At 62.1% G+C, this 25,323-nt stretch carries 20 protein-coding genes; all 20 read left to right on the top strand.

Going from position 1 to position 25,323, the window contains the following annotated elements:
- Nucleotides 1-34: 34 nt before the first annotated feature.
- The 20 genes from NUW13_13505 (at nucleotide 35) to pstA (ending at nucleotide 25,312) form a co-directional block, all read left to right on the top strand.
- Nucleotides 35-2,611, top strand: a complete 2,577-nt coding sequence (locus NUW13_13505; GenBank protein ID MCR4440033.1) for a hypothetical protein — start codon at nucleotides 35-37, stop codon at nucleotides 2,609-2,611.
- Nucleotides 2,611-3,255: a DNA-3-methyladenine glycosylase I gene (locus NUW13_13500; GenBank protein MCR4440032.1), complete on the top strand. Its 645-nt coding sequence runs from the start codon at nucleotides 2,611-2,613 to the stop codon at nucleotides 3,253-3,255. Before NUW13_13505 ends, NUW13_13500 begins: the two co-directional genes overlap by 1 nt.
- Nucleotides 3,237-5,057, top strand: coding sequence for a glycoside hydrolase family 9 protein (locus tag NUW13_13495; protein MCR4440031.1), 1,821 nt, complete (start codon nucleotides 3,237-3,239; stop codon nucleotides 5,055-5,057). The genes NUW13_13500 and NUW13_13495 overlap by 19 nt, the downstream gene beginning before the upstream one ends.
- Before the next feature lie 33 nt (nucleotides 5,058-5,090).
- Nucleotides 5,091-5,858, top strand: coding sequence for an exodeoxyribonuclease III (locus NUW13_13490; GenBank protein ID MCR4440030.1), 768 nt, complete (start codon nucleotides 5,091-5,093; stop codon nucleotides 5,856-5,858).
- A 43-nt stretch (nucleotides 5,859-5,901) separates the two neighbouring features.
- Nucleotides 5,902-6,855 carry a dihydrodipicolinate synthase family protein gene (locus NUW13_13485; protein ID MCR4440029.1) on the top strand — a complete coding sequence of 318 codons (954 nt, stop codon included), beginning with the start codon at nucleotides 5,902-5,904 and terminating at the stop codon, nucleotides 6,853-6,855.
- Nucleotides 6,852-8,033, top strand: coding sequence for an alanine--glyoxylate aminotransferase family protein (locus NUW13_13480; protein MCR4440028.1), 1,182 nt, complete (start codon nucleotides 6,852-6,854; stop codon nucleotides 8,031-8,033). The genes NUW13_13485 and NUW13_13480 overlap by 4 nt, the downstream gene beginning before the upstream one ends.
- Before the next feature lie 9 nt (nucleotides 8,034-8,042).
- A complete protein-coding gene (locus tag NUW13_13475; protein ID MCR4440027.1) occupies nucleotides 8,043-9,488 on the top strand; it encodes an aminotransferase class V-fold PLP-dependent enzyme in 1,446 nt (481 codons plus the stop codon).
- A 178-nt stretch (nucleotides 9,489-9,666) separates the two neighbouring features.
- A complete protein-coding gene (locus NUW13_13470; GenBank protein ID MCR4440026.1) occupies nucleotides 9,667-12,018 on the top strand; it encodes an alpha-xylosidase in 2,352 nt (783 codons plus the stop codon).
- The gene (locus NUW13_13465) at nucleotides 12,005-13,000 is read left to right on the top strand and encodes a threonine/serine dehydratase (protein ID MCR4440025.1); all 996 of its coding nucleotides are present in this window, start codon (nucleotides 12,005-12,007) and stop codon (nucleotides 12,998-13,000) included. The genes NUW13_13470 and NUW13_13465 overlap by 14 nt, the downstream gene beginning before the upstream one ends.
- Nucleotides 12,997-14,832 carry a PQQ-binding-like beta-propeller repeat protein gene (locus NUW13_13460; GenBank protein MCR4440024.1) on the top strand — a complete coding sequence of 612 codons (1,836 nt, stop codon included), beginning with the start codon at nucleotides 12,997-12,999 and terminating at the stop codon, nucleotides 14,830-14,832. The genes NUW13_13465 and NUW13_13460 overlap by 4 nt, the downstream gene beginning before the upstream one ends.
- Nucleotides 14,833-14,931: 99 nt before the next feature.
- On the top strand, nucleotides 14,932-16,251 hold the full coding sequence (locus NUW13_13455) for an MFS transporter (protein MCR4440023.1): 1,320 nt from the start codon (nucleotides 14,932-14,934) through the stop codon (nucleotides 16,249-16,251).
- Between the two features lie 33 nt (nucleotides 16,252-16,284).
- Nucleotides 16,285-16,659, top strand: coding sequence for a CoA-binding protein (locus NUW13_13450; GenBank protein ID MCR4440022.1), 375 nt, complete (start codon nucleotides 16,285-16,287; stop codon nucleotides 16,657-16,659).
- A 312-nt stretch (nucleotides 16,660-16,971) separates the two neighbouring features.
- Nucleotides 16,972-17,340, top strand: a complete 369-nt coding sequence (locus NUW13_13445) for a YccF domain-containing protein (protein MCR4440021.1) — start codon at nucleotides 16,972-16,974, stop codon at nucleotides 17,338-17,340.
- Nucleotides 17,341-17,353: 13 nt separating this feature from the next.
- The gene (locus tag NUW13_13440) at nucleotides 17,354-18,505 is read left to right on the top strand and encodes a PHP domain-containing protein (GenBank protein MCR4440020.1); all 1,152 of its coding nucleotides are present in this window, start codon (nucleotides 17,354-17,356) and stop codon (nucleotides 18,503-18,505) included.
- Between the two features lie 22 nt (nucleotides 18,506-18,527).
- Nucleotides 18,528-19,208 (top strand): response regulator, encoded by a 681-nt coding sequence (locus NUW13_13435; GenBank protein MCR4440019.1) that lies wholly within the window; start codon nucleotides 18,528-18,530, stop codon nucleotides 19,206-19,208.
- Nucleotides 19,209-19,214: 6 nt separating this feature from the next.
- Nucleotides 19,215-20,996 (top strand): ATP-binding protein, encoded by a 1,782-nt coding sequence (locus NUW13_13430; GenBank protein ID MCR4440018.1) that lies wholly within the window; start codon nucleotides 19,215-19,217, stop codon nucleotides 20,994-20,996.
- A gap of 291 nt (nucleotides 20,997-21,287) precedes the next feature.
- A complete protein-coding gene (locus NUW13_13425; protein ID MCR4440017.1) occupies nucleotides 21,288-22,436 on the top strand; it encodes a hypothetical protein in 1,149 nt (382 codons plus the stop codon).
- A 28-nt stretch (nucleotides 22,437-22,464) separates the two neighbouring features.
- Nucleotides 22,465-23,349 carry a PstS family phosphate ABC transporter substrate-binding protein gene (locus tag NUW13_13420; protein ID MCR4440016.1) on the top strand — a complete coding sequence of 295 codons (885 nt, stop codon included), beginning with the start codon at nucleotides 22,465-22,467 and terminating at the stop codon, nucleotides 23,347-23,349.
- Between the two features lie 224 nt (nucleotides 23,350-23,573).
- Entirely contained in the window at nucleotides 23,574-24,443 is an 870-nt protein-coding gene (gene pstC, locus NUW13_13415; GenBank protein MCR4440015.1) for a phosphate ABC transporter permease subunit PstC, read from the top strand.
- Entirely contained in the window at nucleotides 24,440-25,312 is an 873-nt protein-coding gene (gene pstA / locus NUW13_13410; GenBank protein ID MCR4440014.1) for a phosphate ABC transporter permease PstA, read from the top strand. The genes pstC and pstA overlap by 4 nt, the downstream gene beginning before the upstream one ends.
- The last annotated feature ends 11 nt before the right edge of the window (nucleotides 25,313-25,323 follow it).

The raw sequence follows: 25,323 nt of genomic DNA, 5'->3' as shown, positions 1-25,323 counted from the left end.
TAAGAAGGGTGATCGGTCATTCCGGAGGCGAAGCGTGGCTACGACGTGCAGCAAGTGGTCTGTTCTGTTCATTTCATTGGTGATTTCCGCTTCTCTCTCCGGGGTCACACTCGCAAGGGCCGGCAGTGAGGAGGACAAAGGCGTGCACTATTTGCATCAGGGTTGGCAATTCCGCAAAGTTGGAGAGCAAGACTGGCACCCTGCCACCGTGCCAGGGTGTGTGCATACTGACCTGCTGGCATGTGGGCTGATCGGGGACCCTTTCTACCGCGACAAAGAGCTGAAAATGCAATGGATTGGCGAGGTCGACTGGGAGTACGCGTGCTCTTTCGTCGTGGATAGCGCCCTGCTGGAGAGCGAACGCTGCGACTTGGTCTTTGAGGGGCTGGATACCTACGCCACGGTGGTGCTGAACGGCACCAAGGTGCTCGAGGCCGACAACATGTTCAGGCACTGGCGCGTACCGTGCAAGGAGCTGCTGCATGAGGGGGAGAACACGCTCCATGTCCGTTTTCGCTCGCCGATCCAGGAGGTGATGCCGCGTCTCAAAGCCGCGCCAGCCAGACTGCCCGCTGCCAATGACCCTGTGGGCACCAGCCCTTACACGCGCAAGGCGCCCTACCACTACGGCTGGGATTGGGGGCCGCGCCTGGTCACCTGCGGCATTTGGCGGCCGGTGTACTTGGAGGGGTGGAACGGCGCGCGCATCGCGAGCCTGCAGCTTCTCCCGCACAAAGTGAGTAGCAAGGAGGCCGCGCTGAGCGCATGGGTGGAGGTGGAATCTACCGGAACAGCCGAAGCCACCCTCGTGCTCAAGAGCCGCGACGGCGGAGTCCCCACAATTCAGAAGAGCTTCAGGCTCGCACAAGGAGACAACGTCCTGCCTGTGGAGATGAAGATTGCCAAGCCTCGCCTCTGGTGGCCCAATGGTCTGGGCGAGCAGGCGTTGTATACCATCGAGGTGGAGCTGCTGCGCGACGCGCGCCTCATAGCCCGCAAGAGCTGCACCACCGGAATTCGTTCCCTTGAACTGCGGCAACTGCCTGACCAATGGGGCAAGAGCTTCACCTTCGTGGTCAACGGTGTGCCAGTGTTTGCCAAAGGTGGTAACTGGATCCCGGCGGACAATTTCCTCAACCGCGTGGAGGGGCAGCGCTACCGCCACTTGCTGACCTCCTGTCGGGATGTCGGCATGAACATGCTGCGCGTGTGGGGAGGCGGTGTGTACGAGGACGAGACCTTCTACCGGCTGTGCGACGAGCTCGGCCTCATGGTCTGGCAGGACTTCATGTTCTCCTGCAGCCAGTATCCCGGGGATGCCGCCTTTTTGGAAAACGTTCGGCAGGAGGCCATCTGCCAGGTGAAGAGGCTGCGGCATCACCCGTGCATCGTGCTCTGGTGCGGGAACAACGAGATGGAGTGGGGGTGGCATAGCTGGGGCTGGCGGGAGCAACTACCGGCAACAGCGTGGGCGGACTATGAGGCGATTTTCCACAAGCTGCTGCCGGAGGTCTGCCAGCAACACGATGCAAGCCGCCCCTATTGGCCGAGCTCTCCCAGCTCCAATCTTCAGGCGGAGCCGAACTCGCCGAACTTTGGCGACATGCACTACTGGGGAGTCTGGCACGCAGCGGCACCGTTCGAAGAGTACCAGAAGCAGGCCCCGCGCTTCATGAGCGAGTACGGCTTCCAGTCGTTTCCGGAGCTGAGAACGGTCGAGGCTTTCACCTTGCCCGAGGACCGCGACATCGCATCGCCGGTGATGATGGTCCACCAGAAGCATCCGCGCGGCAACCAGCTGATTCGCGAGTACCTGCTGCGCGACTACCCGCCGCCCAAGCACTTTTCCGCTTTTCTTTACGTGAGCCAGATCCTCCAAGCGGAGGGGATCAAGCGCGGCGCCGAGCATCTGCGGCGCCTCATGCCCAGGTGCATGGGTTCGCTCTACTGGCAGATTGACGACTGCTGGCCAGTCGCCTCTTGGTCCAGCATCGACTATTTCGGCCGCTGGAAGGCGTTGCACTACTATGCGCGACGTTTCTACGCCCAGCTGCTGGTCAGTCCAAGCGAGGAAGACGGCACCCTCAAGATCTACGTCGTCTCGGACAAGAAGCGCCAGTCGCGTGCTACGCTCGCAGTCAGGCTCATGGATGTTGCCGGAAAAGTTCTATTCTCTGATGCGCGCAAGGTTATTGCTCAACCGCAGAGCAGCAAGGTTGTCTGGCAAGCGCCGGTAAGCGAGCTGCTCAGTGGCCATGACCCGAAGGGAGTGTTTCTTCATTGTGCCCTTGTTGAAGGGGAGCAACCGGTCTCTTCGAACCTCCACTTCTTTGTTCCCCCTAAGGAGAGGAAGCTCCCCAGGCCGCAGCTTTCCTTGCGTTGCGAGGAAGGCGATCAGCACTTCATCGTCCTCGTCGGCTCAGATGTGCTGGCCCGGCACGTCTACCTGTCCACGGCAGAGGCCGATGGTTTTTTCAGCGACAACTTCTTTGACGTGCTGCCCGGTGAGACGGTGCGCGTGTCCTTTACTCCAAGAGGGCCCTTGGGATTGGAGGAGTTCAAGCAGCAGCTGCGCGCGGTGTCATTGGTAGATGCATTCGAGGCCGAATGATGGACGATGCGGGCGACAAACAGCTGCCACGGTGCGATTGGGCGGTGGGCGTGGATCCCCTGTATGTGCGCTATCACGACGAGGAATGGGGGGTGCCGGTCTACGACGACGGCCTGCTGTTCGAGTTCTTAGTGCTGGAAGGATTTCAAGCGGGGCTGAGCTGGGCGACCATTCTCAGGAAGCGGGAGCACTTGCGCATGGCCTTCGGCCGATTTGTCCCGGAGGTGGTGGCCAATTACTCTGAGGAGAAAGTGAGGGAGTTGCTGGCCGACCCTGGCATTGTCCGGAACCGAGCAAAGATAGAGGGGGCGATTCGCAATGCGCAAGCGTTCCTGAAGGTACGGCAAGAGTGGGGCAGCTTTGCCTCCTTTGTCTGGAGTTTTGTGGACCACCGGCCGGTGGTGAACTTTTGGCGGGAGATGCACCAAGTGCCTGCCAGCTCCCCGCAGGCCGCAGCTTTGAGCAAGGCCTTACGCGCCCGCGGGTTCACGTTTGTCGGCCCGACCATCTGCTATGCCTTTATGCAGGCGGTGGGCATGGTGAATGACCATCTTGTCTCCTGCTTTCGCCACCGGGAGCTTGCCCTTTTGGTGGGGGAGACGCATGAGCGAGCGAGGAGGAAGTCGTGCGCAGAACCGCGGTGATTGTGGCGTGGTGTATGTGTACTCTCTTGGCCTTGCAGTCTGCAAAGCCGGTGAGTGCGGCGCTCCCGCGAGTGCATGTGCGGGCGAACCAGGTGGGCTACCTGCCCGGGGACACCAAAATAGCCATCGCGTTCGCTGCTCAACCGCTGCACGGCGCGCGCTTCGAAGTGGTGGATGCCGCAACCGGGAGGCGGGCTTGGGGACCGCGGTCGGTAGGGCCCAATGCCGGCCGCTGGGGTCGCTTCGCCTACCACTATCGCCTGGACTTTAGCGGGGTGCGCGGGCCCGGACGTTTCAAGGTGCGCATCTGCGGCACCGGTTACGAATCGCTGCCGTTCACCATCAGCCAGCAGGCCTACGACGGCTACCACGAACTGGTCCTTGCCTACATGCGGCAACAGCGGTGTGGCTACAATCCTTTTTTGGACGAGGTCTGCCACCGCAAGGATGGCCGCACCGCATACGGCCCCATGCCAGGCGGCACCTTCATCGATGTGAGCGGCGGCTGGCATGATGCCGGTGACTACCTGCGTTACCTGCTGACCTCAGGCAATGCCGTCTGCCGCCTGCTCTTTTCCTACCGGCAGAACAAGGGCAAATTTGCGGATGAAGTCGATGCGCTTGGGCACGCGGGCGGCAACGGTGTTCCCGATGTGCTCGACGAGGCGCGCTGGGGGTTGGAGTGGATGCTCAAGATGCACCCTGCGCCGGAGCAGCTTTTTCACCAAGTGGCTGACGACCGCGACCACATCGGTTTCAAAATGCCGTACGCAGACTCGGCGGACTATGGCTGGGGTCCAGGCAGTTATCGGGTGGTCTACTATGCGACGGGCAAACCGCAGGGGTTGGGGAACTACCAAAACACCTCCACAGGAATTGCCAATCTGGGAGGGCGCTATGCTGCGGCCATGGCCATGGCGGCCGACATCTGGCGCAACGATTTGGGCGAGGAGTGGTTTGCCACCCGCTGCCTGCAGGCAGGCAAGGAGGTCTATGAGATGGGGCGGCGGCAACTAGGCTGCCAGGAAGGCACGCCCTGCCGCGCCCCTTACCGCTATCACGAGCGCACCTGGGCAGACGACATGGAATGGGGCGCCGCAGAATTATTCCGGGTCACCGGGCTGGAGCGCTACCTGGAGGAGGCGAGGAGCTACGCGCGCATCGCGAACACGGTCTCCTGGATGGGCGCCGACACCGCCCACCACTACGAGTTCTATCCCTTCATGAACCTCGGCCACTTTGCCCTGTGGCAAGTTGCTGACGGAGCCCTCCGCGACACATTGGCGAACTACTACCGCGAAGGCATCGAGGCGGTGTGGCGACGAGCAGAGGAGAACCCCTACCACGTTGGCATTCCGTTCATCTGGTGCTCGAACAACCTGGCCGCCGCCTTTGTGATGCAGTGCCTGCTGTATGAGCAAATGACCGGCGATTCGACTTACCGTCCTCTGATGACAGAGACCCGTGACTGGCTGTTGGGCCGCAATCCGTGGGGGGTCAGCCAATTTGTGGGCATCCCGCGCGAGGGCGGGCGCACCCCCCAGTACCCGCACAGCGCCATCGCCCTGCATTTGGGACGAGAGATTGTCGGCGCGCTCAACGACGGCCCGGTGTACGCCTCCATTTTCAACAGCCTCAAGGGGATTCGCCTGTCGCGCGAAGACCCGTACGAAGAGTTCCAGTCTGAGTTCGTGGTCTATCACGACGATACCTGGGACTATGCCACCAACGAGCCCACTCTGGACGGCACTGCCGAAGCCCACTACTTCTTGGCCTTTTTCGCCCCAAGCCGGCGGCGATAGGCACTGCTGCATGCACAAGGAGGACCCGTCGCTATGCTGCGCATGCTCTCGTGGAATGTGAATGGCTTGCGCGCCATCCTGGGCAAGGGTTTCTTGGATTGGCTGGCAAGGGAGCAGCCGGACGTCCTTTGTCTGCAGGAGACCAAAGTCGGCTTGCACCAGCTGCCCGAAGCGCTGAAGAGCCTGCAGGGCTACCATGCCTTTTGGGTTGCCGGGGAGAAGCCCGGGTACAGTGGGGTGGCCCTCCTCAGCAAGAAAGCACCACTGCGCGTCCAAGCCGGATTCGGAGTGGAGCGCTTCGACAAGGAGGGCCGCACGCAGGTGGCCGATTACGGCGACTTTGTCCTGTACAACGTGTACTTCCCCAACGGCAAAGCTTCTGCCGAGAGGCTGCGCTACAAGATGGACTTCTACGAGGCCTTTTTGGCCCACGTGCAGGACCTGTTGTCTGCGGGGAGGAAGGTTGTGGTGGGCGGGGACGTGAACACGGCGCACAAGGAGATAGACTTGGCGCGGCCCAAGGAGAACGAAAAGGTCTCCGGTTTTCTTCCCGAGGAGCGCGCCTGGGTCGATCGCTTCTTGGCCGCCGGCTTTGTGGACACCTTCCGCCTGTTCACCTCGGAGGGTGGTCACTATAGCTGGTGGGACTACAAGAGCCGGGCCCGGGAGCGGAACGTGGGCTGGCGCATCGACTATTTCTTTGTGAGTCGCAATCTCGTGGGCCAGGTCAGGTCGGCGTTTATTCTGCCGGAGGTGATGGGTTCGGACCATTGCCCCGTGGGCGTCGAACTTGTGGTGTAGGGCGTTTTTCGAAGGCGCTTTGCGCGCAGTCAAAGGACAGGTGATGGAACAGAAATGCATCTGTATCGAGGGGGTTCTGGCCCCGGTGCCGACCCCCTTCGACAGCGACGACAGGTTCCTCCCCAGTGCCCTCCGCGACAATCTTGCTTCGCTGGCCCCATTTCCCCTTCGTGGCGACGTTGTCTTGGGTTCAAACGGCGAGTTCGTGCTCCTCTCCGAGAAAGAAAAACTGCAGGTGGTGGAGCATGCCCGTGCCTGTGTGCCGCCAGATCGGCTCCTGATTGCCGGCACCGGATGCGAGAGCACCGCAGCTACAATTGCGCTCGCCAGGAAGGTTGCCCGACTGGGTGCAGACGCCGCCTTGGTGATTACACCCAGCTACTATCGCGGCCGGATGACCAGCGAGGCACTGACGCGCCACTTCTTGGCCGTGGCTGATGCGGCACCGATTCCCATCGTCCTGTACAACATGCCCGCTAACACAGGCGTCGACCTTGGGCCCGAGGCGGTGTTGACGGTCGCCGGGCACCCGAACGTCGTGGGCATCAAGGACTCGGGCGGCAACCTTGTGGCGATGGCTGAAGTGTGCCGGGCCGCGCCCCCTGGGTTTCACGTCTTGGCCGGCTCGGCTGGGTTCTTCCTTGCGGCCCTGAGCGTGGGTGCAGCAGGCGGCATCATGGCATTGGCCAATATCGCGCCTGCGGAGTGCTGCGCCCTCTGGGAAAAGTTCCGGCAGGGGGATATGGCCGCGGCAAAGGCGTTGCAATTGCGGCTGGTGCGCCTGAACACCGCTGTGACGCGCCTCTGGGGAGTGGCAGCCCTGAAGCGCGCCATGGACATGCTGGGCCTGTATGGCGGACCGGTGCGAGCGCCGCTCCTTCCGCTGAGCGACGAGCAAGCCGCCACGCTGAGTACCCTGCTGGAGGAGAGCGGCGTGCTTGCCGGGTGGCAGATGCAGAGACAGCAACCTCACCGCAACTTACGGAGGAGCTCATGAAAGGACGCACCCTCCTGATGATTCCCGGCCCCGTGGAATTCGAGCCAGAGGTCTTGGCTGCAATGGGGGCACCCACTACCAGCCATGTGGCGCAGGAGTTCATCGAAATCTTTACACGGGCGCTGGCCAAAATGCGCGAGGTGTGGCGCTGCCCCTCTGGCCAGCCCTTTGTTGTAGCGGGCTCGGGCACCCTGGCCATGGATATGGCGGCAGCCAACTTGGTTGAACCGGGCGACCGGGCGCTGGTGCTGTCGACCGGCTATTTCAGCGAACGGTTTGCCGACATCCTCCGCAGGTATGGAGCGGAGGTGACGGTAGTATCGGCCCCTTTGGGGGAGACCATCGACCCGGCCGATGTGGAAGGCGCGCTTGGCGCAGGCCGCTTCAAGCTGATGACCATCACCCACGTGGATACCTCAACCGGCGTGCGCGTGGACCCCGAGCCCTTTGCCGCCTTGGCGCTGGAGCACGGGGTGCTCACCGTAGTGGACGGCGTCTGCTCGCTGGCAGCCGAGGAGTTGCGCCAGGAGGAATGGGGCATCGATGTGGCTCTTACCGCCTCGCAAAAGGCCGTGGGCGTGCCACCGGGACTGGCCTTGCTTGTGGCCAGCGAGCGAGCGCTCCAGGCCTGGCGGAGCCGCAAGAGTCCCGTGGGCAACTACTACGCCGATTGGGGGAACTGGCTGCCGATTATGGAGGCGTACGAGGCGCGCAAGGGGAGCTATTTCGCTACGCCGGCCGTGAACCTGGTGGCCGCGCTCGAGGTGAGCCTGGGACACATTCTGGCCGAGGGGGTGGAGGCGCGCGTGGCTCGTCACCAGCAGCTTGGCAAAGCCTGCAGGGCAGCGATTGCCGCTCTGGGACTGCGCCAGGTCCCCACCGCCGAGGAACATGCAGCGGCCACTTTGACTGCCCCTTACCTTCCCGAAGGGGTCACAGGCCCGGAATTCTTGGCGCGTGTAAAGGCTGCAGGTGCGATCCTGGCCGGCGGCTTACACCCGGAGATCAAGAACAGCTACTTCCGCATCGGCCACATGGGCGCCACCACTTACGGCGACCTGCTGGCCACGATTGCGGCCATCGAGCAGGGCTTGCAGGCGTGCGGCTACGCGTTCACGCCAGGTGCCGGCCTGGCCGCAGCCCAGGGGGTCTTGCTGCAAGGGAGGAAGACCAGCTAAGAGGAAGGCATGGGAGGCGAAGGTCAGACATTGGACTTGCGCAAGCGAATCGTGGGTTGGGGGCGCACCGTGCCGCTGCTGGACGGGCGACAGGCGCGCTACGTGAACCTCGACAATGCGGCCACCACCCCGCCGCTGGTGGATGTAGTGGAGACCCTCAAGGAATTCCTGCCCTACTACGCCAGCGTCCATCGCGGCGCCGGGTTCAAGTCGCGGTGGAGCACCATGGCCTTTGAAGAGGCGCGGGAAATTGTCGCCAAATTTGTCGGGGCCAACCTGCGGCACGACACGGTCATCTTCGGCCTCAACGCCACCGGGGCCATTAACAAGCTCTCCTATCGCCTCTGTCTGCCCCGCGACTTTGTGGTCATCAGCACTCTGCTTGAGCACCACTCCAACGACCTGCCCTGGCGACGGCGCGCGCAGGTGGTACGCGTACGGGCCACCCCAGACGGACCTCTGGACGAAGAGGATTTTGACCGGCAACTCCAGAAGTACGCGGGACGAATTGGACTGGTGGCGGTCACCGGGGCCTCCAACGTGACCGGTTACCTGCCGCCCATTCATCGCCTGGCCCGCAAGGCACATGAGGCAGGAGCCGAGATCCTGGTGGATGCTGCCCAGCTTGCCCCCCATCGCCCCATCGACATGAAGCCGCCACACGATCCTGAGCACCTGGACTATGTGGTGATCTCGGCGCACAAGATGTACGCTCCCTTCGGCAGCGGCGCCCTCATCGGCCCCAAGGCGGCCTTTCTCTGTGGCGACCCAGAGTATTGTGGCGGCGGCGCCGTGCAGGCGGTCACCACCGAGCATGTCGACTGGGCCGATCCCCCGGACCGGGAGGAGGCCGGGACCCCCAATGTGGTGGGGGCAGTGGCGATGGCTGCCGCCGCCAAGGCACTCATGGAAATCGGCATGGAGCGGATCGCAGCCAGGGAGGAGAAGCTGGTGCACTATGCCCTGAGCAAGCTGCGCAAAGTCAAAGGGGTGATCCTCTACGGAGAGACCGACCCTGCCAAGGCGCACGAACGGGTGGGCGTGATCCCCTTCAACGTTGAGGGGGTGCATCACGCCTTGGTGGCGGCGGTCCTCGGCTACGAAGGCGGCATTGGGGTGCGCAACGGGTGCTTCTGTGCCCATCCCTACGTGGTGCACCTGCTCGGCTTGACGCGTGCTCAGGCCGAGGGGTGGCGGACGAAGGTCCTGGCCGGCGATCGCAGTGGCCTGCCAGGGATGGTGCGCGCCAGCTTCGGCTGCTACACCCGTGAGGAGGACATCGACCGCTGGGTGGAGATGCTCGAACGCATCGCGCGCAAGGACTTCGCCCGCTACGAACTCAATCCTGGCACCGGAGAGTTCTCGCCCACAGGCTACAGCGACCCCGAGCCCAAGCTGTTTGGCTCCCCCGCGAGGAGCTTTGGCAAGTGGCTGAGACTGTGGAGCAAGGGCTGAGAAAGGCTCGGGAGGGCAAGAGACTGGCGGCGACGGGCGCGGTCAAGCCCTGTGTTGCCTCAGCTGGGGAAGCGAGCACGCTCGGCTGCCAGAGCGTTGGACATCTCTTGCGATGCGCCAATCAAGATCGCCCGGAGCTACAGTTTTGTAGCAAGGGCGGACCATTGACGGAGGGTGGATGACGACACGGTCGGACAACCCCCGCCCAGGGAAGGGGGCAAGCGAACTCAAAGGACCCATGGCCTTCAAGCGGGGGGAGAAGGTTCTTTTTCACCGTTTGACTGAGGTGCTCGGGCTTGCCCACTGCGGCAATGCCCTCCAACTGCAGTGTGCCACACGCACCTTCCTCAATCGCACGGTATGGACGCATGAGACGCACATGCACCAGATGGCCGAGCAACTGGGGGCCGAGTCGCCGTCGGTCGCCGTGGAGATCACCTTCTGGTCGCCAGATGTGTTCCGCATCAGATTCGGCTGGGGGGCTTTGCCCGACCAGGAGCCGGACTTTCCGCCGCCAGAGGCGCGCATGCTGGTCGGCACGCCCCGCAGCGACTTTCAGCTTCGCGTGGGGGAGCACGAAGCCGGCTGGGATGTCGACAGCGGGGCAATCACCTTGCACATCGACAGGGCGCCCTTTCGCCTCTGGGCCACCGAGGCAAATGGCCGGCTCTTTTGGCAGCAACGCAAATCGGAGCTCTTCACCTCGGACATTTTCGACATGTCGCTTGCGGCACTGCCAGGCCGGCATGCCTGCTTCGACGCCTTTGTGCTCGACGGGCAAGACGAGGTGTATGGGCTGGGTGAGCGCTTCGACCATGTGGTGCGCAAAGGCAAGCAGGTCGATTTCTGGAACAAGGATGCCATCGGTACCAGCACGCCGCGGAGCTACATCAATGTGCCTTTCCTGCTCTGTACCCAGGGCTATGGGCTGTTCGTCAACTGCTCGGCACGCACCGAGTGGGAAATCGGCACGATGGAGGCTTTCACCTTAGGCTTCGGTGTGGAGGAGGAATGGCTGGACTATTTTGTGATTCACGGCCCGGCTCCGGCAGAGATTTTGCGCCGCTATTGCGAGCTGACGGGCTTTGCGCCTACCCCGCCGGTGTGGAGCTTTGGTTTGTGGATGAGCCGCAACAGCTACATTTCCTGGCATGTGGTACACGAGGTGGCCCAGGGCATGCGCCAGCGGCATATCCCGGCCGACGTGCTCCATTTGGATTCGTACTGGTTCGAGGAGGATTTTAACTGCGACCTGCGCTTTTCGCCTACCCGTTTTCCGGAGCCGGCCAAGCACATGGCGGAGCTCCGCAAGCAAGGCTATCGCCTCAGCCTTTGGCAGTACAACTTTGTGCCGCCCCGTGCCAACAACCCGAACTACTTGGAAGGAGTGAAACGCGGCTACTTTGCCAAGGACCGCAAGGGGGATGTGTTCCGGCACCCTGCGCGCTTGGAGGGGATGTGGCTCGACGACGCGATAATCGATTTTTCCAACCCGAAGGCGGCGGCCTGGTACACCGAGCAGATCAAGGGGCTGTTGCGCATGGGGGCGGCCACCATCAAGGTGGACTTTGGCGAAGGGATTCCTGAGGAGGCGGTCTATGCGCGCATCGCCGGTCATCGTTTTCACAACCTCTATTCGCTGGTGTATGCGGCTGCCATTGCCAATGCCGTGCACGAGGTGACCGGCGAATGGATCATCTGGGCACGGAGCGGCACAGCCGGCAGCCAACGCTATCCTGTCCACTGGGGAGGCGACAGCCAGTGCAGCTTCTTTGGGCTTGCGGGCACCGTGCGGGCAGCGCTGAGCATGGGTTTGTCGGGCTTTCCGTTCTTTTCGCACGACATCGGCGGCTTCATCGGGCGGCCAAGTCCGGAGCTGTACGTGCGCTGGGCGCAGTTCGGCCTCTTCTCCAGCCACGCGCGCTGCCATGGGGCAGGCAACGATAACCCGCGCGAACCGTGGACCTTCGGCCAAGAAGCTGAGGAGATATTCCGCCGGTACGCGCGGCTCCGCTACCGTCTGCTGCCGTACATTTACGACCAGGCGCGCAAGTGTGCTGCCACCGGCAAGCCGATGGTGCGGGCCCTTCTTATTGAGTACCCGGGAGATTGCAACGTCTGGCACATCGAGGACCAGTACCTGTTCGGCGATGCATTTCTCATCGCGCCCATCCTGCAGCCGCTTGCCGAGTGCAGCACGCGCACGCTCTATTTGCCCGCCGGCCTCTGGTGGGATTATTGGACCAAGAAGCGGATACGCTCTCGGGGTGAGTGGGTCACCCGGCCTGTGGACCTGCGCACCATGCCCATCTACGTCAAAGGCGGCAGCATCGTCCCCTATGGCGAGGAGCGCGAGTGCACGGACAACAGGGTGGGGCCAGTGGTGGAGGTGGAAGTCTACGGTGGCGCGGACGGCCGACTGGACTATGACGACGGCGAGAAGCAGGGAACGATACGATTCAGCCAGGGGCGCGTGCAGCTGAGCGGTCTCCGCCCCAGGCCGCGGGTGGTTATCTATGGCCAAAAGTGACTACCAGGATGAGCACGTGCCTCTGCGAGTCGCGGTCGCGGAGGCAAGCCAGCGGATCCGCCCTTTAGTCCGGGTGACGCCTTTGGAATATTCGGCGGCCCTCAGCGAACAGGTAGGCTGTCGTGTCTTCCTCAAGATGGAAAACGTGCAGGTGACCGCCTCATTCAAGGCGCGCGGGGCGGTGAACAAGCTGCTTTGCCTGCGGCAGGAGGAGAGGGAGGCCGGCATAATCACTGCCTCAACGGGCAATCATGCGCTGGCGGTGGCTTACGCCGCCGAGAAGCTTAGGCTGCACGGGACGCTTTTCCTGACGGAGAATGCCTCCCCGCAAAAAGTGGCCGCGCTGCGGCGCTCAAGCTTGAAGTTGCGTTTCTTTGGCCACGATTGCGCAGTCACCGAGCAGGAGGCGCGGCGCACGGCAAGGCGGACCGGTGCGGTCTACATCTCGCCCTACAACGACCTGGACGTGGTGGTCGGGCAGGGCACTATTGCGGTTGAGCTCGAAGGAGAGCTTGGGCGCATCGACTACCTGTTTGCGGCAGTGGGAGGCGGAGGCCTCATTGCCGGCTGCGCAGGCTACCTGAAAGGGGGTGGCCAAGAGACGCGGACGGTGGGCTGTTTGCCCGCCAATTCTCCCACCATGTACGAATCCATCAAGGCGGGGCGGATCGTCGAGGCCACGGTGCGGCCGACCCTGTCGGACGGCACTGCCGGGGGAATTGAACCCGGTGCCATCACTTTCCCGTTGTGCCAGAAGCTGGTGGACGACTGGGTGCTGGTAACCGAGGAGGAGATTCGAGCCGCCTTGCGGCAGGTTTTCGAGGAGCACAGGCTGGTCATCGAAGGGGCCGCGGGTGTCGCGGTTGCAGGCGCGTGCAAGTTTCTGCGCCAGACGCGGCCGGACAGGCACGCCAATGCCGCAGTCATCCTTTGCGGCGGCAACATTGCCATCGACCGCTTCAAGGAGGTGGTGTGTCCATGAGCTGGCGCAAAGTGCTGATGGCAGCCTTGCTTCTGGGCTCCTGCCAGTGGGTCGCCAGTCAGGACTCTTTTCAGTTCGCCTGGTTGAGCGACCTGCACGTGGGCGGGGGTACGGGTGCCGAGGACCTGAGGGCCGTGGTGCAGGATGTGAACCGCCGCGGCACTTGCCGCTTTGTAGTCATCTCCGGCGACATCACCGAAATGGGCGCCACCGCAGAGCTCGTGCAGGCCAAGCAGATTCTGGACAGCCTGCAAGTTGACTACTACATCATCCCTGGCAACCATGACACCAAGTGGTCGGAGTCGGGGTGCACGGCCTTCCCCTTGCTCTGGGGGAAGGAGAATTTTTGCTTTGCCTACGGCGGCTATCAGTTTGTCGGCCTGCACCAGGGGCCGATCATGCGCATGGGGGATGGCCACTTGAGCCCGGAGACGCGGCGCTGGCTGGATTCCGTACTGGTGGCGTTGCCGCCGCGTAGGCCGCTCATCGTGGTCACCCACTATCCCCTGGATGACTCCGTCGACAACTGGTTTGAGCTCCTCGACCGGCTCAAGAGGCATAACCCCCAAGTCATTCTCTGCGGCCACGGCCATGGCAACCAGGCTCTGGACTTTGAAGGTATTCCTGGTGTCATGGGGCGCGCGACGCTGCGCGGCAAAGACGGTGCTGGCTGCACGGTCGTCACTGTGGGGCCGGATGGTCTGCGCTTCGCCGAGGCAGTGGTGGGCAAAGATGAGCTGTCGCAGTGGCACGCAGTCCCCGTCACGGGGCGGGTGCGTCCGCACAGGCAGGAGACCCATGCGCGTCCGGACTTTAGTGTCAACGCCGCCTCCCAGGTGCGCACTTCCTGGCATTGGGAGGCTGGGTGGACCATCGCCGCACCGCCGGTTGTGGGTGAGGAGGTCGTGGTGGTCGGCGACGGCAGCGGGCGCATCAACTGCCTGGAACTGGAAAGCGGCCAGGTGCGCTGGCAATACCAGACCGCAGGGCCCGTCTACGGCCGGGCGGACATCGCCGAGGGGCTGGTGGTCTGCGGCTCCGCGGATAGCAATGTGTACTGCCTTGGCGTGGAGGACGGCCGCTTGCGCTGGAAGCTGCACGTGGGGGCACCGGTGGTGGCGGCGGTTCGCGCCGCAGGCGGCACAGCCTATGTCGGTGACGGGCATGGGGTGATGCACGCAATTGAGCTGCACTCTGGCGCCCTGCGCTGGCAGCACCGGGAGGCACAGGGCTTCATCGAGACGCTTCCCCTGCTCTATCGCGGCATGGTCATCTTCGGGGCGTGGGACGGCCATCTCTTTGCAGTGCGAGGCGAAGAGGGCGCCGAGGCCTGGCGATGGCGCGGTGGCCGGGAGGGCCGCCTCTACTCGCCAGCCGCCTGTTGGCCTGTAGCTGCCAAAGGGAAGGTGTTCATCGTCGCGCCGGATCGCCACATGACCGCCTTGGATGTGTGCACCGGACAAGTGGTCTGGCGAACGGCAAGATACCAGGTGCGCGAAGCAATCGGCTTGTCCGAGGACAGCTCCCGGGTGTACGTGCGCTGCATGACCGACACCTTGGTGGCCATGACCAGCGCCGCGCAGTCCCCGCAGGCAGTCTGGAGCTGTGCCTGCGGTTACGGGTACGACATCGACCCCTCCATGCCGGTGGAAAAAGAGGGGTTGGTCTTTTTTGGCACCAAGAACGGGTATGTGTACGCGGTGGAGGCCTCCGGGCAGGTGCGCTGGAGGTATCGGTTCGGCGTGGCGCTGGTCAATACCGTGGCGCCGGCTGGCGGAGGTCGCTTGGTGGTCAGCGATGCGGACGGCAAGGTGGGCATGCTCACCTGGTAGGTGGCGCTGTGGAGCACAATCGGGCAAGGTCGCAGAGCGAGAATTGGAGACTATCCCGAAGAAGCTGGTAGCTGTGGAACAGGACGAGGGTACGGTGCGATGACGAATGCGGCAAAGACGGTAGGCATCTTTCACCCTTCGCGGGCACTCTATCGGTTCACGATTTTGGTGTTTGTGGCCTCGCTGTCATTTGGCAGCTACTTTGCCTATGACATCGTTGGGGCCATTGCCCCTTCGCTGGTGGAAGACCTGGGTGCAGCACGAGGAACAGTCGGCACCATGTACACGATGTACAGCATTGCCGCGGTGCTGGCCGTGCTCGTCGGTGGTATGCTGGTGGATCGGCTGGGGACGCGCAGGGCGAGCATCATGTTCTCCACGTTGGTCTTTCTCGGCGCGGCTATCGTGTGGCAGGCGCGCAGTCTGCCCCTTGTCTTTCTGGGGCGCTTCGTGTTCGGCGCCGGCTCCGAGCCGCTCATCGTGGCTCAGAGTGCCATTTTGGCACGCTGGTTCAAGAACAAAGAGCTCGCCCTGTCCTTCGGCATCACGCTCACGGTGAGCCGATTGGGCACCCTGTTTGCTTTCAACACCGGCGAGCTGATCACCGGCTACTTTGGCAGCTACCGCTATGCCTTGCTGGTGGCGGTCATCGCCTGTGGCGTGTCGCTGCTGGGCAACCTCTTCTACGTGGTCATGGACAAGAGGGGCGAGCGCATCTTGCGGCTGAAGGACGAAGGCGCGGGCGAGCGCATTGTGCTCAGCGACATCAAGGAGTTTGGGCCTTCCTTCTGGTACGTGACGCTCCTCTGCGTCACCTTCTACTCGGCCATCTTCCCGTTCACGGCCCTCTCCACGGATTTTTTCGTGGATAAATGGGGGATTGCGCGCTATGCCGAAGCCGGCGGTGGTTTTCTCCACCAGGTCTTCAACAACTTTCTGCACATGTTCAGCACCGCCGGTGGCATTTCCTCCATCATCATCTTCGCCTCCATGGTTCTTGCGCCCTTTGCCGGGCAGTTGGTGGACAAGGTGGGCAGACGAGCCACTCTGATGATCATCGGCTCGCTGCTCATGATCCCTGCCCATCTCCTTATGGGCCTGACGCATATCTATCCTGCCTACCCCATGATTGCCCTGGGCGCGGCGTTTGTCCTTGTGCCGGCGGCCATGTGGCCATCGGTGCCGCTCATTGTGCGCCAGGAGCGCGTCGGCACGGCCTTTGGTCTGATGACGGCCATCCAGAACATTGGCCTTGCGCTCTTTCCGCTGCTCAACGGCCTGCTCCGCGACCTGACCAAGACCTACACCGCCAGCCTTCTCATGTTCGCAAGCTTAGGTGGTGTCGGATTGCTCTTTGCCATCCTGCTCAAAAAGGCGGATGCCCGCGAAGGGGCTGGCTTGGAGCGCTCGCGACGGTGAGCACGCAAGGTCCTTGCGAGCTGGATCAGGCAAATGAGTGAGGCAACAAAGACAGTGGTTGTCGTGGGGGCAAGCCCAAAGCGCGAGCGCTACTCGAATCGTGCGGTGCGCCTGCTGCTCGAGCATGGCTATCGCGTTGTTCCGGTCCATCCGGTGCAGCGCGAGATCGAAGGGCTGCGCGCGGTAGCCGACCTTACGCAGGTCGAGCCGCCAGTGCACACGGTGACCATGTACGTGGCATGCGAAAAGAGTCGCCAGTCGGGCCCGGCCATCATCGCCCTGCAGCCGGCGCGGGTCATCTTCAACCCTGGTGCCGAATGCCCAGAGCTGGAGCAGGAGTTAGCCGACCACGGCATTTTGTGTGTCCGCGCCTGCACTCTGCTGTTGTTGCGCTGCGGGGAGTTTTGAGCGAAGACGGGGGAGTGCCCTCGGGCACCGCGAATCGAGCGAACGCGGAATTGAGCCCTCCAACGCATTTGGTCGTGTCTCCGGCCGAGGGTACCACGGGTTCTTGGTAAGTGAAGGCGGGCGACAAGCTGTGCGTCGCTCGGCAAAAAGTTCCCCTCTTTTCTCCCGGCAGGACGAAGAGTCCGAGCACGCAGAAGAAATTGCTGGACATTCGTCCTGGAAGTGCGTATATTGCCGCAAAATGGCGGCGACAAACTCCCTGGGCTCTGCTGAGGAAGTTGCTGCGGTGGCAACCGGGTGACGGAGGTACCCATGAGCGTGCTCGGCAACATCCTGTGGATCGTGCTCGGTGGTTTCTTGTTGTTCCTCTGGTATCTGCTTGGGGGAATAGTCCTCTGCCTGACCATCATCGGTATTCCCTTTGGGGTTCAATGTTTCAAATTATCGCCCCTGGCGCTGTTGCCTTTTGGCAGGCGGGTGGTGAGCACTGAGCGGTCCACCGGCTGCCTGGCCACCATCATGAACGTCATCTGGCTGCTTGTGGCAGGGCTGGAAATAGCCCTTCTGCACTTGCTCCTGGCAGCCCTTTTTGCCATCACCATAGTCGGCCTGCCATTTGCAAAACAGCACCTGAAATTAGTGAACCTTGCGCTGGTGCCTTTTGGGAGACGCATCGAGTAGGAGGGAGAGGACAATGCGACACCATCCTTGGTCAAGACGACACCGGATTCTTGTTGCGTTCCTTGCTTTGCTGGCAGTGCCTGCACTGGGTGACGGGCGCAAGCCGCTGCGCTTTCCAGACCTTCCTGGCTATGTGACCCTGGTGTGCGATTTTCACCTGCACACGGTGTTCTCCGATGGCACGGTGTGGCCGACGGCGCGGGTGGAAGAGGCGTGGCGGCAGGGGTTGGACGCCATCGCCCTCACCGAGCACCTCGAAGGTCGCCATCACCGGGCGGAGGTCACGGGCAGCAGCAACACTTCCTTCGACAAGGCCAAGGCGCGGGCACAGGAGCTGGGACTGATCTTGATCAGAGGAGGGGAGATCAGCCGCTCAATGCCTCCTGGCCATTTCAATGCTATTTTTCTCAGCGACGCGGATGCGCTGGCGGTGGACGACTGGCGTCAGGCGATCAAGGCGGCAATTGACCAGGGCGCCTTTGTCTTCTGGAATCACCCCGGATGGCGGCAGCCGGGCACCATCCCTGTCTGGTACGACGAGCACACCGAGCTCTTGCAGAAGGGATGGCTGCATGGCATCGAAGTGGTCAATTCGCACGAGTACTATCCGGACGTGCAGACCTGGTGCGCCGAGAAGAACCTCACCCTGTTGGGCAACTCGGACGCCCACGACCCCGTGGCGATGGAATACGACCTCGCCGCCGGTGAACACCGGCCGCTGACCTTGGTCTTCGCCCGGCAACGAAGTGCCGAGGCCATCAAGGAGGCGCTGCGCGCCCGGCGCACGGTCGTCTACTGGGAAAGCCTCCTCATCGGCGAGGGCAAGTTCTTGCAGGCCCTCTTTGAACAAGGCGTGTCAGCGGTGAACCAGGGTCTGGAGGTGGTCGCTGGCCGGTCGGCGGAACTGCAGGTGCACAACAGCCTGCCCGTGGCTCTTGAACTGACTGCCGAGGGCGAGGGCGACTACCTGATGCCGCCGGAGAAGGTCACACTGCCTGCAGAGAGGATTAGTCTGGTGCGCTTGCGTGCTGCCCAGACCGCACGCAAGGGAAGCGGAAGGGTTCTTCTGCACTTCCGCGTTGAGAACATGCGCGAGGGGCCTGGGCAGGGACTCCGCGTTTCGCTGCCTGTCAAGGTGAACGTGCCTGAGGCTGGGCAACCCTGAGGCAACTGGGCGCAGAGGGTGTATGGAGGCAACCGTCTACATCCTTGAGGACGATCCTGACATCGCCGAAATCCTGCGGCACAATCTTGCGCAGGAGTGGTTTGATGTCGAGGTGTTTGCCAACGGCGATGACGGCCTGGCGGCCATCGAGGAGCGGCCGCCCGACCTGGTTTTGCTGGACCTGATGCTACCCGGCCGCAGCGGCTGGGAGATTGCGCGCTACCTGCGCCGCGGTGAAGAGACCGCGACGCTGCCGATCATCATGATCACCGCGCGCTCGGAAGAGGCGGACATCCTGCAGGGCCTTGAGCAGGGCGCCGATGACTACATCACCAAGCCGTTTCGGCCGCGCGAGGTGGTGGCGCGCGTTAAGGCGGTGTTGCGCCGCCATCGCCAGGGCGAAGATGAGCTATTCATGTGGCAGGGCCTCGAGGTGAACTTCTCCCGCCACCGCGTTACTGGTGCAGGCAAGGAGATCGTGCTCACGGCAAAGGAGTTCCTCCTGCTCCGGGCGCTGATCGCGGCAAAAGGTCGGGTGCTGTCGCGACAGCAGCTGTTGGATCAGGTTTGGGGGTACGACTACTACGGCGGCCAGCGCACTGTGGACGTGCACATCAGGCGCTTGCGCGAAAAGCTCGGCCCCTGGGCCAAGCTCGTGGTCACCGTCAAGGGATTCGGCTATCGAGCCGACATAGAGGAGTAGCAGGCCATGTTCAGGTCGCTGCGTGGCAAGTTTACCTTGACCATCGCGCTGGTTGCCCTGTGCGGGTTTGTGGTCTTCGATCTCGTCCTCTACCGCACTATCCGCAACTACTGGCACGAGCAGACGATAGGCGACCTGGACAGGAGTGCGCAACTGGCACTCGCCCTGCTCGAGCAAGCCAGCGCAGCGGGCATGGACCAAAGCGACGACCTCTGGGCGCTGACCTATCGCCTCCGCGACGCAGTGGGAGCACGAATCACGCTCATCGATGCCAGCGGTGCTGTGCTCACCGACTCGGACGTGGGGCCTGCCGGTGTGGGGCACATGGACAACCATCTGCAGCGCCCCGAGGTACAACAGGCGGCCCAAAGCGGCTTTGGGCGCAGCCACCGGCGCAGCCCCACCATGGGGCGGACCATCTACTACTCTGCAGCTAAGGTGGATGTACCCTCTGCGCCGGTCCGCTTCGTGCGTTTAGCTCATTATGCCGAGCACGTGGACGCAGCCCTGCACGACATCGTTCTCCTCATGGTCGGGGCGAATTGTGTCGGCCTGCTTGTCATCATTGGTTTGGCAACACTTCTCAGCGCCGTGGTCACCCGCCCAGTGCGGGAGATGGTTTCGGCCTGCCACAGACTGGCCATCGGGGCGGAAGTCCGTTTTCCCATCCACCGCCAGGATGAGGTGGGCGAATTGGCCCTGGTGCTCCATCATCTAACAGGCCAGTTGCACCAGCGCGCCAAGCAGGCAGAGGAGGCACAGGCAGAGCTCCAGCACCTCCTCGACCTCCTGGACTGCGGTATTCTCGTCGTGGATGCCCACCGCCACGTTCTGCAGGCAAATCGCGCGGTATTCCGCATTTTTGGCGGGGAGCCTCTGGCAGCAAGGGGACAGGACCTCGTGGAACTGGTACGCTCGTCAGAGCTGGTGGCGGCGGTTGATCGCGTCCTGGCAACAGGGGTGCGGGAAAGCGGCGAGTTGGAGGCCTTTACGCAGGAACGTAAGCTCTCGATCGGCTACAGCATTGCCGCGCTTGGCTTCGAACAGGGATCTCCCCTTGGTGCCTTGGTCCAATTGTACGACATTTCTGAGCGGAAGCGGCTGGAGACCATTAGGCGCGATTTTGTCGCCAACGCCTCCCATGAGCTCAAGACCCCACTGACCGCCATCGTCGGCTACACGGAGACCCTGCTGGCCGATGGGGGAAAGATGCCGGCAGAGCAGTGGTTGCGTTATCTGCGGCGCATCCGCGAACAGGCGCAGCGGCTCGAATTCCTCACCTCCGACCTCCTGACGCTGGCCGAGAGCGAAGAAAAGGGGGCGCTCAAGCTCGTGCCCCAACCGGTGCAGAAGCTCCTCCGGACCGTGGCCAAAGAGTTCGCGGGCAGGGCAACCGAGAAAGGGGTTACGCTGACGGTGAAGGCCGCCCCAGGACTGAAGGCGTTGGTCGACCCAGATGCCATGCACATCGTCCTCGCCAACCTGGTGGATAACGCTCTCAAGTACACTGGGGCGGGTGGGTCAGTGACCCTGCGCGGCCACAGCGATGCGTCGGGCCAACTAGTCGTAGAGGTGTCTGATACCGGCATGGGCATCGACCCCAAGTACCACGAGCGCATTTTTGAGCGCTTCTACCGGGTAGACAAGACGCGTTCCCGCGCCATGGGGGGCACAGGTTTGGGGCTGGCCATTGTCAAACACCTCGTCGAAAAGCACGGCAGTACCATCCACGTGGAGAGCGAGCTCGGTAAGGGCAGTCGCTTCTGGTTCACCCTTCCCGCCGCCTGAAAGCCCTTTTCCCACCTGCTCCAGGCCTTCCCCAGAAAACCCCCTCTCCGTGTCGATTTAACACCATCTCAATGTGCGCGTAATCTCCGCGTAACATGCCGTTTCTAAATTTGCCCTCGAAAAATGAGTGGTGGAGCCCTTGGCGTCGGCAGCTCGGCAGCACCAGACGCAGGGAGCAACGAGAAGCAAAGGAGGAAGCGGCCATGAAAAACTGTTGAACATCGTCCCAAGGACAAAAGTACTCGTACCCACCGTGTGGGCAACCGAACTGAACAGTGAGGAGGAAAAGCAATGAGGTTCAAGGCAATGGCGGTAGTAGTAGCGTTGGGGCTGTGCGTGGCTGGCATAGCGCATGCCCAAACCACCTCAAAGGTCGACGGGGTCATTTTCGGCGACTACTACTACAACCTGTCCAACCATTCTCCGGCTGAGCAAGACCGCAACGCATTTACCTTCCGGCGCATCTACTTCACCTTCGAGAATAACATCACCGAGGCGATCAAAGTGCGCTTCCGGCTAGAGTCAGAGAGCGAGAAATACGGCGAGAGCAAGGAGATCAACCCCTTCGTCAAACACGCTTTCCTGCAGTGGTCAGGCCTTCTGCCTCGCCAGGACTTTTACGTGGGCATGATCGAAACCAATGCCTTCAAGAACAGCGAGGAGCTTTGGGGCTACCGCTCCATCGAGAAGACGATCATGGACCTGAACAAGATCTCTTCCTCGGCGGACATGGGTATGGCCATCAAGGGCGATCTCTTGGGGAGCACTGTCCACCATTGGCTGGCGGTGTTCAACGGCACCGGTTACGGCTCCTCGGAGATTGACCGTTTCAAGAAGGTGGGATATGCCTTGTGGCTGACGCCGCTGCGTGGGCTCGTTATCGAGGGGTATGCCGACTTTGAGAATCTGGCCAAACGTGAGCCGCAGACGGTCGCGGAGCTGAGTTCCGCAAAGGACTATCGGTTGGCCAGCAGCTACCATACCCTTAAGGCATTCGTGGGGTATGACCACCGCAGGTTCTCCCTTGGGGCGGAGGTCTTTCACCGGACCAACAAGGAATCAGGCATCAGCGACGTCATCATCGAGGCGAACGCGGTGAAAACCTTTGCGCCGGCAGATGTGCAGCGATTCGGGTATTCGGTGTTCGCCTCCGTCATCACCCCGGTCCCGAAACTCAAGGCCTTTGCGCGCTACGACTTTTTCGACCCCAACACCAAGGCTGACGTGTTTACTTCTTTCAAGAACGGGGTTCTCATCGGCGGAGAGAAAAACGAGGAAAAGACCATCTTTGCCGGTCTGGATTACATCCCCGTGGCCGGTATTCACGTCATGCCGAATGTGATTGTCAAGAAGTACGCGGCGCCAAAGGTCGACAGCGATGTCACTGCTCGATTGACCGTATCGTACAACTACAGCTCCGGCAAGATAGTTGTCGAGTAGCTCCAACCAACCGAAGGGAGGTTTCGAGATGAGAAGAATCATGGCAATCGTGCTCGCAGGGGTGTTTGTCCCCACCTTGCTCTTTTCGCAAGAGCTGTTGCAGATTAGGGGCTCCGACACCATGGTCAACCTGGTGCAGCGGTTGGCCGAGGTGTACATGGAAAAGAACCCGCAGGTGGCGTGTGCGGTGTCCGGGGGTGGATCGGGTGTGGGCATCGCTGCACTCATTGCCAATCGCGTGCACATCGCCAACGCGTCGCGGGAGATGAAGGAGAAGGAATACGCTGCTGCTAAGGAAAACGGGGTCATCCCGGTGGAGATTGCCATCGCCATCGATGCCCTTTCGATCGCGGTCAACAGCAGCAACCCCATCACCAAGCTCACCAAGGAGCAGATTGGCGCCATCTTCCGCGGCGAGATTACCAACTGGAGCGAGGTAGGCGGGCCGAATCTGCCGATCTCCCTGTACGGGCGCCAGCCGAACTCGGGCACCTACGTCTTCTTCCAGGAGTTCGTCTTGGGCAACAAGAACTACTCGCCCAGGATGAAGCAGATGAACGGCAACGCGCAGATCGTCGAAGCCCTGCGCACCGACAGGGGCGGCATTGGCTATGTAGGTGTCGGCTACGTGCGTGATGAACATGGGCAAGTCATACCGGGCCTGAAAGTGGTCGATGTCGCCAAGGAGGCAAAGTCGCCAGGGGTGTCGCCGCTGGTCACCGAGAACATCACCAGTGGGCGTTATCCCATAGCGCGAGCCCTCTACCAGTACAGCAAGGGTACCCCAAAGGGCGCGGTCAGGAGTTTCATCGCCTTCGAGCTCGGACCGGAGGGGCAGAAGATTGTGGAAGAGATGGGCTTCTACCCGGTTTCCGGAAAGTACCTGGAGGCGAACAAGAAGCTCGGTTTCTAACGGCTGGGCCAGAGGCCCTGGGCAGGCTCCTCCAGGAGAAGGCGCCTCCGGAAAGAAATTCTGCCGGAGGCGCCTTTTCTGTAACATGGATGTAATATGGGCACGCTATATTTGCCCGGTTGCAAAGAGCAAGAACCGGACTTGGGCAGGACTTGGTTTGAGGAGGGCATTTGTCAAGACAGCCAAGGAATAACCTACGCAGGCGTTTTTCTTCGTGGCGCGACCTGAAGGAGAACGCGCTGCGGTTCTTCTTCGCCGCAAACGGGGTGTTGGCCATCGTCATCCTCCTTGGCATCTTCTCCCTTCTGTTCACCGAAAGCTTGCCGGCACTCAAGGAGCTTGGGGTGGGTGAGTTTCTCTTCCACTTGTGCTGGGATCCCACCTCGCCGGAACGGGCTTCCTATGGGATACTGGCCATGGTGCTCAGCACGTTCATGGTGAGCTTCGGGGCTTTGGCCATCGCCGTGCCGGTGGGGGTGGCCTGTGCCGCCTTCCTTGCCGATGTGGCACCGCCGCAGGTGCGGGAGTTTCTCAAGCCCGTCGTGGAAATCCTTGCCAGCATCCCGTCGGTGGTAGTTGGCTTCCTCGGCGTGGTGCTTGTCGGTCCTTTCATAGCGCGGCTCTTTCACATGCCCAGCGGCCTGTGTGCTTTGAACGGCGCCCTCTTGTTGGCGGTCATGGCCCTGCCGACCATCGTCAGCATCTGCGAAGACGCCATCGTCTCAGTACCCCAGGAGTTCAAGAGCGCCTCCTTGGCGCTTGGCGCCACCAAGTGGCAGACGCTGGTGCACGTGACGCTTCCCTCTGCCTCCTCTGGCATCATTGCGGCGGTGATGCTGGGCATGGGACGAGCCATTGGCGAGACCATGACCGTGCTCATGGCCACGGGCAACGCGGCAGCCGTGCCCAGAAGCTTTCTCGACCCGGTGCGCACGATGACGGCAACCATTGCCATCGAGATGGGTGAAACGGTGCAGGGGAGCCTGCACTATCAGTCGCTGTTTGTCATCGGGCTGCTGCTCTTCTGCATGACCTTTGCCGTCAACGTGGTTTCGGACCTCGTTTTGGAACGCTTCCAGCGGGTGCGGCGATGAGAAAGTGGTGGAGGAAGCTCAGCGAAGCCTTAGGTTTTGCGCTCCTTGGGTTGGCTGCGCTGCTTGTCGTGGCGGTGCTGGTCCTCATCATGTACGACATCGTGGCCAAGGGCGGCAAGGCGGTCACCTGGGAGTTCATCACCCAGAAGCCGACGAAAGGGATGACCGCCGGAGGCATCTGGCCGGCCATTGTCGGCACGTTCTGGGTGAGTTTGGTCACCGTGACCGTCTCCGTGCCCCTGGGCATGTGCGCAGCCATCTATCTGAACGAGTACGCCCGGCAAGGGCGGCTTGTCCGACTCATCCGGGTGGCCATTCGCAATCTTTCCGGCGTGCCGTCGATCGTGTATGGACTTTTCGGCCTCGGTTTGTTCGTACTTACGCTCAATCTTGGGCTGTCGGTCCTTGCGGCAGGATTCACCCTGGGGCTGCTCACCTTGCCCTGGACTATCACCGCCAGCGAAGAGGCACTCAAGACCGTGGCCTTCTCCTACCGCGAGGGGGCCCTTGCCCTGGGTGCCACCAAATGGCAGACCATCCGCACCAACGTCCTGCCTTACGCAGTGCCGGGGATGCTCACCGGTACCATTCTGGGACTGGCGCGGGCAGCTGGCGAGACGGCCCCCATCCTTTTCACCGGAGCGGCATTCTTCTGGCCCTTTCTCGCACCCTTCCCCAAGGTCTTGACCACGCAGTTCATGGCCCTGCCCTACCACTTGTTCATCATGTCCACCCAGCACCACGAGATTGGCAAAGTGCGGCCCCTGGCCTACGGCACGGCCCTGGTGCTGGTCATGCTCATCTTCCTCCTGAATCTCGGGGCGGTGCTCATTCGCTACCGGTTCCGCAGGAAATTCCGCCGCGCATAGAAAGGTCAAGG

This window comes from candidate division KSB1 bacterium, assembly GCA_024655945.1.
In the GTDB taxonomy this organism is placed as follows: Bacteria; Zhuqueibacterota; Zhuqueibacteria; order JANLFK01; family Oleimicrobiaceae; genus Oleimicrobium.
Note: the sequence above shows the minus strand (reverse complement) of the source record. Positions and strands in the feature narration are given on the sequence as shown.

Excerpts from the sequence above, each read along its gene's own strand:
- NUW13_13480 (MCR4440028.1), top strand. The coding sequence starts at position 6,852 with ATGAAAGGACGCACCCTCCTGATGATTCCCGGCCCCGTGGAATTCGAG.
- NUW13_13485 (MCR4440029.1), top strand. The coding sequence starts at position 5,902 with ATGGAACAGAAATGCATCTGTATCGAGGGGGTTCTGGCCCCGGTGCCG.
- NUW13_13440 (MCR4440020.1), top strand. The coding sequence starts at position 17,354 with ATGCGACACCATCCTTGGTCAAGACGACACCGGATTCTTGTTGCGTTC.
- NUW13_13460 (MCR4440024.1), top strand. The coding sequence starts at position 12,997 with ATGAGCTGGCGCAAAGTGCTGATGGCAGCCTTGCTTCTGGGCTCCTGC.
- NUW13_13435 (MCR4440019.1), top strand. The coding sequence starts at position 18,528 with ATGGAGGCAACCGTCTACATCCTTGAGGACGATCCTGACATCGCCGAA.
- NUW13_13475 (MCR4440027.1), top strand. The coding sequence starts at position 8,043 with ATGGGAGGCGAAGGTCAGACATTGGACTTGCGCAAGCGAATCGTGGGT.
- NUW13_13445 (MCR4440021.1), top strand. The coding sequence starts at position 16,972 with ATGAGCGTGCTCGGCAACATCCTGTGGATCGTGCTCGGTGGTTTCTTG.
- NUW13_13420 (MCR4440016.1), top strand. The coding sequence starts at position 22,465 with ATGAGAAGAATCATGGCAATCGTGCTCGCAGGGGTGTTTGTCCCCACC.
- NUW13_13465 (MCR4440025.1), top strand. The coding sequence starts at position 12,005 with ATGGCCAAAAGTGACTACCAGGATGAGCACGTGCCTCTGCGAGTCGCG.
- NUW13_13425 (MCR4440017.1), top strand. The coding sequence starts at position 21,288 with ATGAGGTTCAAGGCAATGGCGGTAGTAGTAGCGTTGGGGCTGTGCGTG.
- NUW13_13490 (MCR4440030.1), top strand. The coding sequence starts at position 5,091 with ATGCTGCGCATGCTCTCGTGGAATGTGAATGGCTTGCGCGCCATCCTG.
- NUW13_13455 (MCR4440023.1), top strand. The coding sequence starts at position 14,932 with ATGACGAATGCGGCAAAGACGGTAGGCATCTTTCACCCTTCGCGGGCA.
- NUW13_13450 (MCR4440022.1), top strand. The coding sequence starts at position 16,285 with ATGAGTGAGGCAACAAAGACAGTGGTTGTCGTGGGGGCAAGCCCAAAG.
- NUW13_13430 (MCR4440018.1), top strand. The coding sequence starts at position 19,215 with ATGTTCAGGTCGCTGCGTGGCAAGTTTACCTTGACCATCGCGCTGGTT.
- pstA (MCR4440014.1), top strand. The coding sequence starts at position 24,440 with ATGAGAAAGTGGTGGAGGAAGCTCAGCGAAGCCTTAGGTTTTGCGCTC.
- NUW13_13470 (MCR4440026.1), top strand. The coding sequence starts at position 9,667 with ATGACGACACGGTCGGACAACCCCCGCCCAGGGAAGGGGGCAAGCGAA.
- NUW13_13500 (MCR4440032.1), top strand. The coding sequence starts at position 2,611 with ATGGACGATGCGGGCGACAAACAGCTGCCACGGTGCGATTGGGCGGTG.